Source organism: Xanthobacter sp. NM-59 (genome assembly GCF_021401125.1).
Lineage (GTDB): Bacteria > Pseudomonadota > Alphaproteobacteria > Rhizobiales > Xanthobacteraceae > Xanthobacter.
In genome coordinates this window covers 1-11811 of record NZ_JACBFQ010000014.1, presented here as the reverse complement: position 1 = coordinate 11811, position 11811 = coordinate 1, and the positions used below count along the sequence as shown (strand labels likewise).

Below are 11811 nucleotides of genomic sequence, written 5' to 3'. Positions count from 1 at the left end.
CCCTCATGATCCTGCGGTGGACGGCCCGGAGCTCACTGCGCCGGGGTCGGGGCCGGGGTGGGGGCCTTCAGGTTCACCAGCGGCTTGTTCAGGCTGCCAGCCACCGGGATAAGGCGCACCAACTCACCCAGGCGCTCCACGATCTTCGACTGGATGCCCTCGATGGTCTCACTGGCCAGCTTGCAGAAGACACAGGCGCCGGTCATCTTGACCATGACCTTGTTGCCGTCGATCTCGACCAGCTCGCAGTCGCCGCCATCGCGCTTCAAGTTCGGGCGAACCTCGTCGATGACGGCGCGGATGATCGCCTCGCGCTCGGCCTGACGGTCGGACTTGGTCTTGTGCTCTTCGGTCTTGAGCGCCTCGGTCTCGGCCAACATCGCACTGTCCTCTTCGTAAGGGGTTCGTTTCGTTCAGGCTCTGGTGGACGCGCCCGGCGGGGCCGGGCGGCCGGTTCGGGCTCAGCCGAAAGACTTGCCGCAGGAGCAGCTGGAGGTGGCGTTCGGGTTTTCGAAGGTGAAGCCCGAGCCTTCCAGGGCCACCACGAAGTCGATGGTGGTGCCGGCCAGGAGGTCGTGACTGTTCATGTCCACGAACACCTTCACGCCTTCGCGCTCGATCACGGTGTCGTCGGGCTCTCCGTCATTGACGAGGCCCATCATGTACTTGTATCCGGCACATCCGCCCGCCTCGACCATGATGCGCAGACCACCCATGGGTTCTGGGGCGCTGCTGATGGCCTCGCGGACGGCATGCAGTGCGCTGTCGGTCAAATTGATCATCGGCTCGACCTTCGGTGCTTGGTACGCTTTGGGTTGAGGTCAAGCAAACCGCGTGCCATTCGCCAATGAACTGATTTATATCAATTTTTTGGAACGCAGCTGTTGCGTTTCCGACGCGTGTTGGGTTTCGGACAGCTCCGGGATGATGCGGCGCGGCGTCCGTGCGAGGCGCGATGTCGCAGCCCGTGCGCGGACGGCGGCGGGCCCGAAACCGCGAGCCGGCAAGGGGTTGGCCGCGTGGTGCCGTGTCGTCGGCGGGATTGAGGGGGTGCCCGGTGCGAGCGGGCGACGTTTTCGTCTTTGCGACATTCGGCTTCGGCAAAGCACTTGCATGAGGATCGCGCTTGCGTCCGCGCAGGCCGTGCGCCGCGCCACCTGTGCCAAGAAGCGTCGTGCGTGACAACTCGGAGACCAGACATGACCGCGATCGACGAAACCCCCCTCGGCCGGCTGGAAAAGGAAGGCCGCCTGCTCAACGCCGTGCTGAAGCAGCAGACGAAGCCGGGCCGTTTCGGCTTCCGTGGGGACATCGCCCTGAAGTTCCAGGCCCAGCTCGCCGATGAGAAGCGCCCGCCGGAAACCGTCATGGAGCAGGTGATCACCGTGGGCGAGGAAGGCAAGGACACCATTCCGGTGCTTGCCGGCTACCTGCAGAACTTCGCCTTCCTGAAGGACGTGGCCGATGTGCTCGGCGACGCGCTCGGCCCCGACGGCAAGTACTTCATCTTCGCCAACAACATCGACCTTCTGAAGAAGTATCTCGTTTCCGTCGGCGATAAGAAGTTTTATGTGCTGCCGTGCGATGAATCCACCGTGTGGAAGGAGATGACCGATCTCCTCAGCATCGACAAGAACGACACCAAGAAGCTCGACACCGCCGGCAAGACCGAGGTGGTGCTGGCCGCCGCGCAGGCCTGGAGCGACAATTTCGAGCCCATCACCTATGAGCAGGGCCTCTCGGTCATGGAGCCGGTGAAGAACCGCAACGAGAACCGGCCGGTCTGAACCACGCCGAAAGCGGTCTCCGACGCGGACGACGGGGGTGCCTGGCACCCCCGTTTCGTTTTGGGCGGCGTGTCGCGAAGGGGTTGGGAAAGAGGGGCGTGCTGTCGGCCGCGGCCGCACCGGAAGTGACGCTGCCACTGCCGCCGTCATGCCGGCCGGCCTTAGGCCATTCGCGCCGGATATCACATTGACCGCGGATGCTTCCGAGCGAGGTGGGAACCGGTGCGCCGGGAATGAAGTGCGGTAAAAAGTCGACGGTTTCAGTATTCATAGAAACGCTGAAACAGCCTGGACGGCCTCGCCGAGGCCTTCGATCCGGACGAGCGCGGCCCATCCGGATCCGGTTCGCGCGGGCGCTCAGACGCCGCCGCCCTCGTCCGAGCAGGAGGTGATTTCCTCCTCGTCGTCGTCATCCACGTCCTCCGCGAGGGGGATGCCGACCACGCAGATGTCGTTGTCGAGCACCGCCAGGGGCACGGGGGTGAGGCCCTCGCCCTTGCAGGGGCCGTCGAGGCAGGTGCCGGTGCCGATCTCGAACAGGGCGCCGTGCTTGCCGCACATGAGGCGGATGCCGTTCGGATCCATGAACTGGTTTCGCTCCCAGTCCAGGTTCACCTGCTGGTGGGGGCAGATGTTCTCATAGCCGAACACCTGCTTGCCCCAGCGCACCACGACGATGTTGAACGGCTGCTCCTGGCCGTTCTCGTCGAGGCGCACCAGTTGAAACCCCCGCGCCCTCTGGCTCGGGATGTCGCTCATGCTGCAGATGGCGTAGGCGACGACTTCGCCTGTGGCTTCGTTCTGTGCGACTTCGGTTTCCATTGCGTCCTCGTTCACGGCTCCGATCCTTTGCGGCTGTGCTGGCGCGTGGGGGTCACGATGCCAGCTCCGGCCGCGCCGCCTGTTCCGTCCGTCCCATTTCGGCCTTGGCCAGCAGGCGGCGATTGGCGGCGAGGGAGAAATCCCGCCATGCGGCGGCGATATCCCTCAAGATTGTCTGCATGTACTCCTTCGACAAGTGGTGCTCGTCCGGGAAATTGGACAGGGCGCAGGAGGTGCGGTTGAACGCCACCACATCGTCGATGAGGGTCTGGATGAAATCGCGGAACGGCTGCTGCACGTCCGGCATCAGCGCCGAGCGGCCCTTGTCCACGCTCACCTCGCGCATGTCGAGGGGCAGGGTGTCCAGCATGTCGAGGGCGCGGTCGTAAATGTCCTCGACCGCGCCGAGGATGGCGCGCTGGGCCAGCTGGTCGCGCTCCTGCGCCGCCAGCGCCCGGTTGAGGCGGACGCGATAAGCGTCGAAGGCGGCATCGTTCTGGCCCGCCACCCAGGCGGCGAACCGGGCGAGGCTGACCGCATTGACGGAGCCGCCGACGGTCGGCAATCCGTCATCCTCCGCTTCCGCGGCGCGCAGGCGCGACAATGAGCGCTCGATCCGCCGGGCGGCCTCGATTGCCCCTTCCAGATAGCCGGCGCCCTGGGTCGCCGTTTCCGATCCGCCGAGCAGCAGCCGGCCGTCCCACAGGGGGCGCCGCAGCAGGGGATTGGAGAAAGCCACGTGCTCGCCCGCCGGCTCGGCCCGGTCGCGGGCACTGCAGGTGAAGGGCTCGCGCGCCCAGTCCTGGAAGTGCAGCTCGCCGTCGCCGTCGAGGGTGCTGCCGAACACCTGCACCATCTGGCTCTTCATGAGCATGGGCAGGCCCACGGCGAAGGTCTCGCGCAGCTCCGGGGGGAAGGAGAGGAAGCCGCCGAGGGCGGCCTTGGTGCCGCTGGCATCGCAGGCGTCGAAGATCTCGCCCACCACGGCCTGGTCATGGGTGACGAAGGCGTTGCCCGATTGGCCCGCCTCGCGCCAATGGGGCTTGTTATAGGCGATGGCCACCTTGGCCTGGGCGGCCATCCAGGTGGGGGCGGCGCCCATGGCGTCGCGGGTGGCGGCATCGAGCTCGGGCTCGAAGCGCACGGTTTCCGCCACCAGCCGCGGCGGCAGGGCGATCACCACATGGCGCGCCTCCACCACCATCAGCACGTCGTTGGCGCGGAAGGTGAGCTTCACATGGTCGCCGGCATCGGCCACCGCCACCAGCACATGCGAAAGGTGGATGGCCTCTTCGGGCAGGTCCTCCGCCAGGGTGGCAATGAGCCGGCTCACGCCGCCCTCAACGCGGCGGGCGCCGCCATGGACGTTCGGCGTGGCGAGCGCCTGGGCGGCCTTGTCGGCCTCGGCCAGGTGCAGCACCGCGCCCTCGTCATGCTGGGCGAAGGTGGGCAGGCCCAGGTCCGAGAGGAAGGCGGTGATAAGGGGCTGGGTGTCCGGCCAGAACCAGGTGGGGCCGAGATCGAGCGCCTCGCCCGTGGTGGCGGAAACCACGGTGAGGATGCGACCGCCAAGGCGGGGGCGCGCCTCGTAGATGGCGAAATCGCGGTTCTGCCGCTTCAGGTGCCGGGCCAGGGCCAGGCCGCAAAGTCCGCCGCCGATGATCGCTGTGTCGAGCATGGACTGTCCTTCGCATTGCGTCCTTGGAAGCCTTGCAAGATTCGCGCTCACCCGCGCCGGCGGCCGGACAATCGGCGCAAAGCCTTCGCCCGAAAGGGAAACAGGTCGCCTCCGGTGAGCGCTCCTGACAATGTGGGCGCCGAGGGGCGACAAGCGGACACGGACAACGTCGTATTCTTACGGATTGCGGCAGCTTCCCGACATGGCTCCGGCGCCCGGCGCGGCGCCCGCGCCATGGGGCTGCCGGGCGATGGCCCCGGGTCGCGCCTCGTCCGCTCCTGTCGGCGCAAGGGCTCGCGCTGGTTCGGCCTCGGTGGGCATGAGGGGCGACGGCGAATTGGCATGGAATTTGATCATCTGAAGGCGAACCTTTTGCCTTTGGAGAGCAAGATGAACGTCGCGTCCCAATTCGCCCAGAAGTCGCTGGACGAGATCAAGGAGCTGCTGGCTGGCGGCACCCTGACGGTCTATTCCGTGGCCCGCCCCGTTTCCGCCGACATGGCGGTGGACCGCAGCGGCAAGCTCGCCACCTTCACCTTTGCCACTCCGGCCTTCAACACCCCGTCCGAGGACGGCTCCGAGGTTCCCAGCTTCGTCGCCAACCCGGTTCCGGGCCATGACGTGGGCACCCCCGGCTTCGCCCGCGCCACCACCGCCGACGGCACCGTGGTGGCCGATTTCTCCTGCGGTCCGGGCCCGCGCGAGATCAAGTTCACCGAAGTGTCCGTCTCCACCAATGCGCCGGTGAAGGTGGTGAGCTTCAAGTTCAACCCCGAAGGCGGCTGGCCGGAGCGCGCGGATTACTATGACAGCCATCCGCGTCCCGGCTTCGAGATGCCGAAGGTTCGCTGAGGTCAAGGTCCCGCGCCGCGCCCTTCGGGGCCGGCGCGGCTGCAGTCGTGATCTCCGGCGCGCGCGAAGGGCGCGGTGCCGGCCCGCCGAGAAGGAGCCCGTGATCTCATGACCACCACACTTCCCGGGGCCCTGGTCAGCACCGAATGGCTGACCGAGCATCTTTCGGACCCGGATCTCAAGATTCTCGACTGTACCTGGCACCACGAGAGTACCAATCTCGACGGCCGCACCCAATATCGCGGTCGCCACCTGCCGGGCGCCGTTCATTTCGACATCGACCATGTGGCCGACAAGTCCACGGGCCTGCCGCATATGCTGCCCTCGGCTGCCGACTTCGCCAAGAAGGTGGGGCTGCTGGGCATCGGCGACGGAGACACCGTGGTGGTCTATGACCGCAATTGCGGCGGTTCCGCCGCGGCGCGCGTGTGGTGGATGTTCCGCGTGTTCGGCTACGACAAGGTCGTCGTGCTCGATGGCGGCTATGGCAAGTGGACCGCCGAGAAGCGGGCCACCGAAATGTCGCCGGTGCGGCCGGAGCCCAAGAGCTTCAGCTCCACCTTCTCGCCGGAGCTGGTGCGCACCATCGCGCAGATGCGCGCGAACCTTGCCTCCGTTACCGAGCAGGTGGTGGACGCGCGCGGCCCGGCCAAGTTCGACGGCAGCCAGGAAGATCTATTCCCGGCCAAGAAGCACGGCCACATTCCCAATGCCGTGAATCTGCCATGGGGCGACCTCATCGTACCCGAGACCGGGGAGCTGGTGTCGCCGCAGGCCATTGCGGCGCGGTTCGCGGCGGCGGGCCTCGATGTGGCAAAGCCTATCGTCGTCACCTGCGCCTCGGCGACCGTGTCGTGCGTGCTGGCGCTCGCTCTGTACGTGATCGGGTGCAAGGCGGCAGCGGTCTATGACGGCTCCTGGGCCGAATGGGGCCTGGCCGAGGACACGCCGGCGGCCGCCTGACGGCGCCGGCAACGGAAGACGCGATCCAAGCCAGCGATGGGCAAGCCGGGAGCGCTGAGATGAGTGGCGAGCAAGGTGATGCTTTGGAGCTGGTTTGCGAAGGGGAGGAGTATTCCCTTCAGGCCAGCGCCGACGGGGCACATTATGTGCTTCGCTTTAAGGCGGAGCAGATGACTGCGGCCATCGAGGGCGAGGACGCGGAACGTTTTCGTTCGGATTTTGATGCCGTGAAGGCGCAATATCCAGATTGGACCTGTGACCAGATGCTGGCTCAGCTCTGGGACCAGGGGGGCTATAGCTGGCTGGCCATTCAAGACGGGTGATCACCATGGCGACTACATTGATCAAGACCACTGCGGATGGACGCAAGCTCGAGGTCGTCGGCCTCGCCATCATGCTGGATGGAACCCTGGAAGCCTTCGACCTCATGGAGGTGAAGCTGCATCCCAATCGCCGCAAGATCTGGGACGTCTCGCCGGACGCCACCCACATGGCCGGCCGGGTGACGCTGACCCAGGAAGAGGCGGACAAGGTGAAGGCGGCTTTCGATCTGGCGGAAGCCGAGATTCTGGCGAGCCCCGCCGCCATCAATGAACGCTTCCGCATCGCCATGATGTGGCGCGCCCGCTCCGAAGGCATCGAGTGAGGCCAGCTGGCGGCGGAGTGCGCTGAGCCGGGCCGCCGTCGCTGACGCGCACGGGCATGGGGCCTTCAGGCCGGGATTGCATCAGCAAAGAGCTGCGATGACTTTGTCGTCGCAGCTCTTTGCATTTTCGTGTCTCGTTTGTCGCGGTGTCGGCGGGCGGAAGGCGTCGATGGTCGAGCGCGGAACATCACCTTGGCCAGGTCTTCCGCGTGGTCTTTGGTCTCGCCTTGGGCGTCGCATTCGGCGTCGCATTCGGCGTCGCCTGGGGGGCAAAAAATCAGCCGCACCCGGCGAGGTGCCCGGTGCGGCTGAAACAATGCATGAACGTTTCATTGCAATTCATATGATCCGCTGCGGTTTGAGACTGAAATAACGGCGTCTCACCGTGAGGAGCGGATCGGGCAACTCGACGCCACGCCGCACGTTTCAATGGCGCGCGGCGTGGTCTGGCAATTGTGGGGGGCTGGCCGTGTCGGGGTCAGCCAAACTTGAACAGAACGCCGTAGCCACCGCGCGGATAGTTCCACTCGATGTCGCCCGAGGGCTCGCCGATGATGCGGCAGGTGCCGCATTCCACGCAGCCGTCGGCGGTGATCTCCACCTGCCCCTTGTCGTTCAGCTCGTAGCAGCGGGCCGGGCAGGCGGTCAGAAGCGCCTTCAGGGCCGGGGTCGGCTCGGTGTGGGACCGAACCTTGATGTGGGCGCGTCCGGCGTCCACCAGATAGCGGTTCTGGAAGAGTTTGTCCTCGACGCGGACCGCGGGTTCCGTGCTTGCCATGTCCATCTCCCCTAAAGCGTTTTCAAGCGAAGTGGATACCGGTTCGCGAGAAGAAAACGCGTCGTCACAACTGCTGGAGCCGCCGGCGTGAACCGGTTTGAGCGCCGGCTGTTCCAGCTCGTCCGCGCCGGGGGGTTTCGCCCGACGCGGACAGGTTTACCGATCAGCCCCGCCTCAGCGCCACGCCCGGGCGAGCTTGAAGGCATCGCCAAACAGGCCCGCCCAAGACCGCGCGGAGGTGAACGACTTCATCGTCAGCTTCTCCTTCTCCTTCTTCGGCGTGCCGTCGACGCGCACGAAGTTCTGCATCGCCTTGTTGACGAGCTGCGGATAGGTGAGGAAGAAGTTCTGCGACTGGACATGCAGAAGCTGCGGCATGTCCTTGTACTTCTTGAGGTCCTTCATGACAAAGGACTCTTCCAGCATCTTCTTGTACAGCGAGAGGTTCGCTGCGGTCATCGGGTCCTTGCGGGACTTGACCTGGAAGATGGCCTCGGCGGCGATGCGGCCGGAGGTCATGGCGAGGTTCGAGCCCTCGCGGTGGATCGCGTTGTTGAGCTGGGCCGCGTCGCCCACCACCACCCAGCCGTCGCCGAACAGCTGCGGGATCGCCTTGTAGCCGCCCTCGGGAATGAGGTGGGCGGCATATTCCTTCACCTCGGAGCCTTCGATGAGGGGCGCCACCGACGGGTGCTTCTTGAACTTCTCCAGCAGGGTATAGGGGCTTTCGCCGCCCTTCTGGAAGTCCGACACCAGGCAGCCGATGCCGAGCGAGATGCACTCCCGGTTGGTGTAGATGAAGCCCATGCCGGTCATCCCCTTGGAGATGGTGCCGGCGGCCTCGATGACCGCGCCTTCATTGCCCTTGATGTTGAAGCGCTCCTCGATGACTTCCTGCGGCAGGAAGTGCATCTCCTTCACCGCGAGCGCCACATCGGTGGGCTTGGGGATCTTGCGCAGGCCGGCGCGGGTGCCGAGCAGGCCGCTCACGCCTTCGGCCAGCACCACCACATCGGCATGGATCTGGCCGCCGCCGCGATCGGTCTTGACGCCGATCACCTTGCCATAGGCGTCCTGCACCAGCTCGGTGACGGTGGTTTCGCACACCACCAGGGCGCCGGCTTCGCGGACCTTGGAGGAGAACCACTTGTCGAACTGGGCGCGGATGATGGTGTAGCGGTTCGGCTTTTCTTCGTTGAACTCATCGGAACGATAGTGCAGCCCCACATGGGAGGTGTCGCCCATCATCCAGAAGCGCTGCTCGATGAGGTGGCGCTCCAGGGGCGCGTCCTCGCGGAAGTCCGGCACGATCTTCTCGAGCATGTCGGCGTAGAGAATGGCGCCCTGCACGTTCTTGGAGCCGGAATACTCCCCGCGCTCCAGTTGAAGCACCTTGAGGCCGCGCTTGGCCAAGGTGTACGCGGCGGCGTTGCCGGCCATGCCGGCGCCAACCACGATCGCGTCGAATTTTTCGTCGATCATTGGAGTATCCTCAGCTGGCCAGCTTGTCACGGGAGTGCGCCGAAAGGCGCTTGCGGAAGGCTTCGGTCAACGCCGGCAGGAAGCGGATGGCGTCGGTCACGATGCCCACATGGGCGAAGTCGAAAATCGGAGCGTTCTTATCGGTGTTGATGGCGACGATCAGGTCCGCGCCCTCCACGCCCACGCGATGCTGGATGGCGCCCGAAATGCCGGCGGCGATGTAGAGCCGCGGGCGAATGGTCTTGCCGGTCTGGCCGATCTGGCGGTCGGAGGTCACCCAGCCCTTCTGCACCAGCGGGCGGGAGCAGCCATATTCGGCGCCCATGGCCTGCGCCAGCTGGCGCACCAGCTGGAAGTTCTCGGGCGAGCCGAGGCCCATGCCGCCGGCCACCACCACGTCCGCATAAGCGAGGTTGGACTTGGACGACTCGCGATCGGGGATGAAGTTCAGCACCTTGGTGACGATGTCGGCCTCGGTGATGCCGAGCGGCAGCTCGATCACCTTGCCCATCGGCTTCTCGACGCGATCGGGCATGGGCATCACGCGCGGGCGCACGGTGGCCATCTGCGGGCGATAGTTCAGGGTGTAGATGGTGCAGAGCAGGGAGCCGCCGAAGGTCGGGCGGGTCGCCGCCAGTGAGCCGTCGGTGTCCACGTCGAGCTCGGTGGAGTCCGCGGTCAGGCCGGTGAGCAGCGTGGTGGCGACGGCACCCGCGAGGTCGCGGCCGAGGGTGGTGGCGCCCAGCAGCAGGATTTCCGGCTTGTAGGTGTTGACGAGGTTCGTCATCGCGGCCGTATAGGCCTCGTTGCGATAGTCCGTGAGAGCCGGGTCGGCGCACACATAAGCGAGGTCGGCGCCGTAGCAGAAGGATTCGGCCACCGCATTGCGGATGGTCTCGCCTTCAGCACCCACCACGACGGCGGCGAGCTCGACGCCGAGCTTGTCGGCGAGCCGGCGGCCGGCGCCCATCAGCTCCCAGGACACGGGATGGACCTGGCCACGTTCCTGCTCCACGAACACCCAGACGTGCTTATACGCCTTGAAGTGTTCCGGCAGCTCCTTCTTGGTGGCTGCGCGTCCGCCAGCGGCGGGGGCGGGGGTTTTTTTCGGCTCACTCATGGGTGCTTCTTTCTTTTTGATGCCTCGTGGTGTCCCGGAACCTCAGAACCCGCGTGCGAGCTCTGTCAGGTCGGCCTCGAGAGCGGGCTGACGGGTGAAGATCTCTTCGATCAACGCGTCGGGCAGCGAAGCGCCCTCGGCGACCTCGATGAACTTGGCTTTCTCGGCGCGCGGGCTCGGCGCGAACACGCGCTTCACGATGGTGGGGGAGCCCTTGAGGCCGCACTTGGTGAGGTCCTCGACGCCAGCGTCCTTGGCGCTCCACTTGATGATCTCGGCGCGGGCGCCGCGCAGGGCGTCAGCCATGGTGCCGCGACGGATCTCGTTGGTGCCTTCCAGCATGGCGACGAGGCACGGCAGCTTGCTCTTCAGCACCTGCGTGCCGCCCTCGGCGCGCCGCTCCAGGGTCACCGTGCCTTCGGCGCCGTCATACTCGGCGACCTTGGCGACGTAGGTGACCTGCATCAGGCCGAGCCGCTTGGCGATGCCGGGGCCGACCTGGGCGGTGTCGCCGTCGATGGTCTGCTTGCCGGTGAAGACCAGTTCGGGCTTGCCCCACGTCTCGCCGATCTTCTTGATGGCGGTGGCGAGAGCGAACGAGGTCGCCAGCGTGTCGGAGCCGGCGAAGAAGCGGTCCGTGAGCAGCACCGCGCGATCGGCGCCGAAGGTGAGCGCCTTGCGCAGCGAGTCTTCCGCGGAGGGCGGGCCCATGGTCAGCACGGTCACTTCGCCGCCGAACTTGTCGCGCAGGCGCATGGCTTCTTCGAGGGCGAAGAGATCGTACGGATTGATGATCGTCGGCACGCCTTGCCGCATGATCGTGTTGGTGACGGGATGGACGCGGATCTGCGCCGAATCCGGGACTTGTTTGATGCAGACGACGATGTGCATGAGATTGCTCCGAGCCCTTCCCTTGGCTCCGCACAGCAATCAGCAAGCACCGTGCCAATGTGGTGTCGCGTCGGATTCTGGAAATAAAACAATGAACTGATAGGCGCTTTGAAGGATCTTCCATTCCCCAGGGCCACGGGCGCGCACAGGGCATGTCGGGAACGCGACAGATTCGCAGAAGCCCTGTCGCATGGCCGCGGAAGAGCGCGGCAAGTCGTGGTTGGCGGCCCGGCACAGAAGATGGGGGGCAGGGGCGCCACCATGGCCGTGGATGTGCGCCGGCGGAAGGATCCGTGTCGCGAAGTCTTCACGTGGAATGAGGTCGACACGCTCGGGCGCGTCCAATGCTTTGTCGTGTCGCGGCGGGCACTGACATTTCGATGCAGCGGGCCTGTCGAGGGGGACCGGGACCGCACCGTGCAATGGCGGGGTAGGGGCGATGTCGTGGAGACGACGCAGGGCGGGAAAAAGCCCATCGTCGCAGCTGCGGGTATCGCCGCAGAGGGGGTGACCCGAAACGCCCTGATCAAAAAACGTCCCCCGCCTCGCGGCGGGGGACCAGGGATCAATCTGGGGTCGGATGAAAAGGCGAAATAAGTCTTGAAGAATTTTGGAACAGTCCGGCCAGCCGAGTAACGGGGAAAAGAATATCAGGGGCCGGTTGAAATAAGCGTCCCGGCCGGGTCGCGGAGCGTCCCGGCCGGCGTCATCACACTCAGGCGGTGAGCTCGGCGGCGGTCTTGCCGACCTGGCTCTCGTCGACGGCCTTCATGATGCCGTGCTCCATGAGCA

The 11811-nt window shown here is 65.7% G+C and carries 14 protein-coding genes; 5 read left to right on the top strand and 9 right to left on the bottom strand.

Annotated elements, in window-relative coordinates; all coding sequences use genetic code 11:
* Nucleotides 1–32: 32 nt before the first annotated feature.
* Nucleotides 33–380 carry a NifU family protein gene (locus L0966_RS19990; RefSeq protein WP_234053806.1) on the bottom strand — a complete coding sequence of 116 codons (348 nt, stop codon included), beginning with the start codon at nucleotides 378–380 and terminating at the stop codon, nucleotides 33–35.
* Between the two features lie 81 nt (nucleotides 381–461).
* Nucleotides 462–782: an iron-sulfur cluster assembly accessory protein gene (locus L0966_RS19985; protein WP_234053805.1), complete on the bottom strand. Its 321-nt coding sequence runs from the start codon at nucleotides 780–782 to the stop codon at nucleotides 462–464.
* A gap of 417 nt (nucleotides 783–1199) precedes the next feature.
* Between L0966_RS19985 and L0966_RS19980 the strand changes: the two genes are divergently transcribed.
* Nucleotides 1200–1787 (top strand): hypothetical protein, encoded by a 588-nt coding sequence (locus tag L0966_RS19980; RefSeq protein ID WP_234053804.1) that lies wholly within the window; start codon nucleotides 1200–1202, stop codon nucleotides 1785–1787.
* 357 nt (nucleotides 1788–2144) lie between these two features.
* Here L0966_RS19980 and L0966_RS19975 read toward each other — a convergent pair whose 3' ends face one another.
* Nucleotides 2145–2609, bottom strand: a complete 465-nt coding sequence (locus L0966_RS19975; protein ID WP_234053937.1) for a Rieske 2Fe-2S domain-containing protein — start codon at nucleotides 2607–2609, stop codon at nucleotides 2145–2147.
* Between the two features lie 52 nt (nucleotides 2610–2661).
* Nucleotides 2662–4287: an FAD-dependent oxidoreductase gene (locus L0966_RS19970; RefSeq protein ID WP_234053803.1), complete on the bottom strand. Its 1626-nt coding sequence runs from the start codon at nucleotides 4285–4287 to the stop codon at nucleotides 2662–2664.
* Between the two features lie 390 nt (nucleotides 4288–4677).
* Here L0966_RS19970 and L0966_RS19965 point away from each other — a divergent pair, with 390 nt between their 5' ends.
* The 4 genes from L0966_RS19965 (at nucleotide 4678) to L0966_RS19950 (ending at nucleotide 6748) form a co-directional block, all read left to right on the top strand.
* Nucleotides 4678–5139, top strand: coding sequence for a hypothetical protein (locus tag L0966_RS19965; RefSeq protein ID WP_370640792.1), 462 nt, complete (start codon nucleotides 4678–4680; stop codon nucleotides 5137–5139).
* A gap of 108 nt (nucleotides 5140–5247) precedes the next feature.
* A complete protein-coding gene (locus tag L0966_RS19960) occupies nucleotides 5248–6102 on the top strand; it encodes a sulfurtransferase (RefSeq protein WP_234053801.1) in 855 nt (284 codons plus the stop codon).
* Nucleotides 6103–6161: 59 nt separating this feature from the next.
* Complete coding sequence (locus tag L0966_RS19955; RefSeq protein WP_234053800.1) at nucleotides 6162–6425, top strand: hypothetical protein; 264 nt, start codon at nucleotides 6162–6164, stop codon at nucleotides 6423–6425.
* Nucleotides 6426–6430: 5 nt separating this feature from the next.
* Nucleotides 6431–6748 (top strand): hypothetical protein, encoded by a 318-nt coding sequence (locus L0966_RS19950; protein WP_234053799.1) that lies wholly within the window; start codon nucleotides 6431–6433, stop codon nucleotides 6746–6748.
* A 478-nt stretch (nucleotides 6749–7226) separates the two neighbouring features.
* Here the strand turns inward: L0966_RS19950 and L0966_RS19945 are convergent, their stop codons facing one another.
* The 5 genes from L0966_RS19945 to L0966_RS19925 all read right to left on the bottom strand — a co-directional run.
* A complete protein-coding gene (locus tag L0966_RS19945; RefSeq protein WP_234053798.1) occupies nucleotides 7227–7526 on the bottom strand; it encodes a ferredoxin family protein in 300 nt (99 codons plus the stop codon).
* Nucleotides 7527–7700: 174 nt separating this feature from the next.
* Entirely contained in the window at nucleotides 7701–9008 is a 1308-nt protein-coding gene (locus L0966_RS19940) for an FAD-dependent oxidoreductase (RefSeq protein ID WP_234053797.1), read from the bottom strand.
* 10 nt (nucleotides 9009–9018) lie between these two features.
* Complete coding sequence (locus L0966_RS19935; protein ID WP_234053796.1) at nucleotides 9019–10128, bottom strand: electron transfer flavoprotein subunit alpha/FixB family protein; 1110 nt, start codon at nucleotides 10126–10128, stop codon at nucleotides 9019–9021.
* A 42-nt stretch (nucleotides 10129–10170) separates the two neighbouring features.
* Nucleotides 10171–11019 carry an electron transfer flavoprotein subunit beta/FixA family protein gene (locus L0966_RS19930; protein ID WP_234053795.1) on the bottom strand — a complete coding sequence of 283 codons (849 nt, stop codon included), beginning with the start codon at nucleotides 11017–11019 and terminating at the stop codon, nucleotides 10171–10173.
* A 715-nt stretch (nucleotides 11020–11734) separates the two neighbouring features.
* Nucleotides 11735–11811 (bottom strand): dinitrogenase reductase (locus L0966_RS19925; protein ID WP_234053936.1); only part of this gene is annotated, 77 nt, incomplete at its 5' end.

Bases quoted from the DNA above. Each gene is read 5' to 3' on its own strand.
- L0966_RS19990 (WP_234053806.1), bottom strand. From the start codon at position 380: ATGTTGGCCGAGACCGAGGCGCTCAAGACCGAAGAGCACAAGACCAAG.
- L0966_RS19985 (WP_234053805.1), bottom strand. From the start codon at position 782: ATGATCAATTTGACCGACAGCGCACTGCATGCCGTCCGCGAGGCCATC.
- L0966_RS19980 (WP_234053804.1), top strand. From the start codon at position 1,200: ATGACCGCGATCGACGAAACCCCCCTCGGCCGGCTGGAAAAGGAAGGC.
- L0966_RS19975 (WP_234053937.1), bottom strand. From the start codon at position 2,609: ATGGAAACCGAAGTCGCACAGAACGAAGCCACAGGCGAAGTCGTCGCC.
- L0966_RS19970 (WP_234053803.1), bottom strand. From the start codon at position 4,287: ATGCTCGACACAGCGATCATCGGCGGCGGACTTTGCGGCCTGGCCCTG.
- L0966_RS19965 (WP_370640792.1), top strand. From the start codon at position 4,678: ATGAACGTCGCGTCCCAATTCGCCCAGAAGTCGCTGGACGAGATCAAG.
- L0966_RS19960 (WP_234053801.1), top strand. From the start codon at position 5,248: ATGACCACCACACTTCCCGGGGCCCTGGTCAGCACCGAATGGCTGACC.
- L0966_RS19955 (WP_234053800.1), top strand. From the start codon at position 6,162: ATGAGTGGCGAGCAAGGTGATGCTTTGGAGCTGGTTTGCGAAGGGGAG.
- L0966_RS19950 (WP_234053799.1), top strand. From the start codon at position 6,431: ATGGCGACTACATTGATCAAGACCACTGCGGATGGACGCAAGCTCGAG.
- L0966_RS19945 (WP_234053798.1), bottom strand. From the start codon at position 7,526: ATGGCAAGCACGGAACCCGCGGTCCGCGTCGAGGACAAACTCTTCCAG.
- L0966_RS19940 (WP_234053797.1), bottom strand. From the start codon at position 9,008: ATGATCGACGAAAAATTCGACGCGATCGTGGTTGGCGCCGGCATGGCC.
- L0966_RS19935 (WP_234053796.1), bottom strand. From the start codon at position 10,128: ATGAGTGAGCCGAAAAAAACCCCCGCCCCCGCCGCTGGCGGACGCGCA.
- L0966_RS19930 (WP_234053795.1), bottom strand. From the start codon at position 11,019: ATGCACATCGTCGTCTGCATCAAACAAGTCCCGGATTCGGCGCAGATC.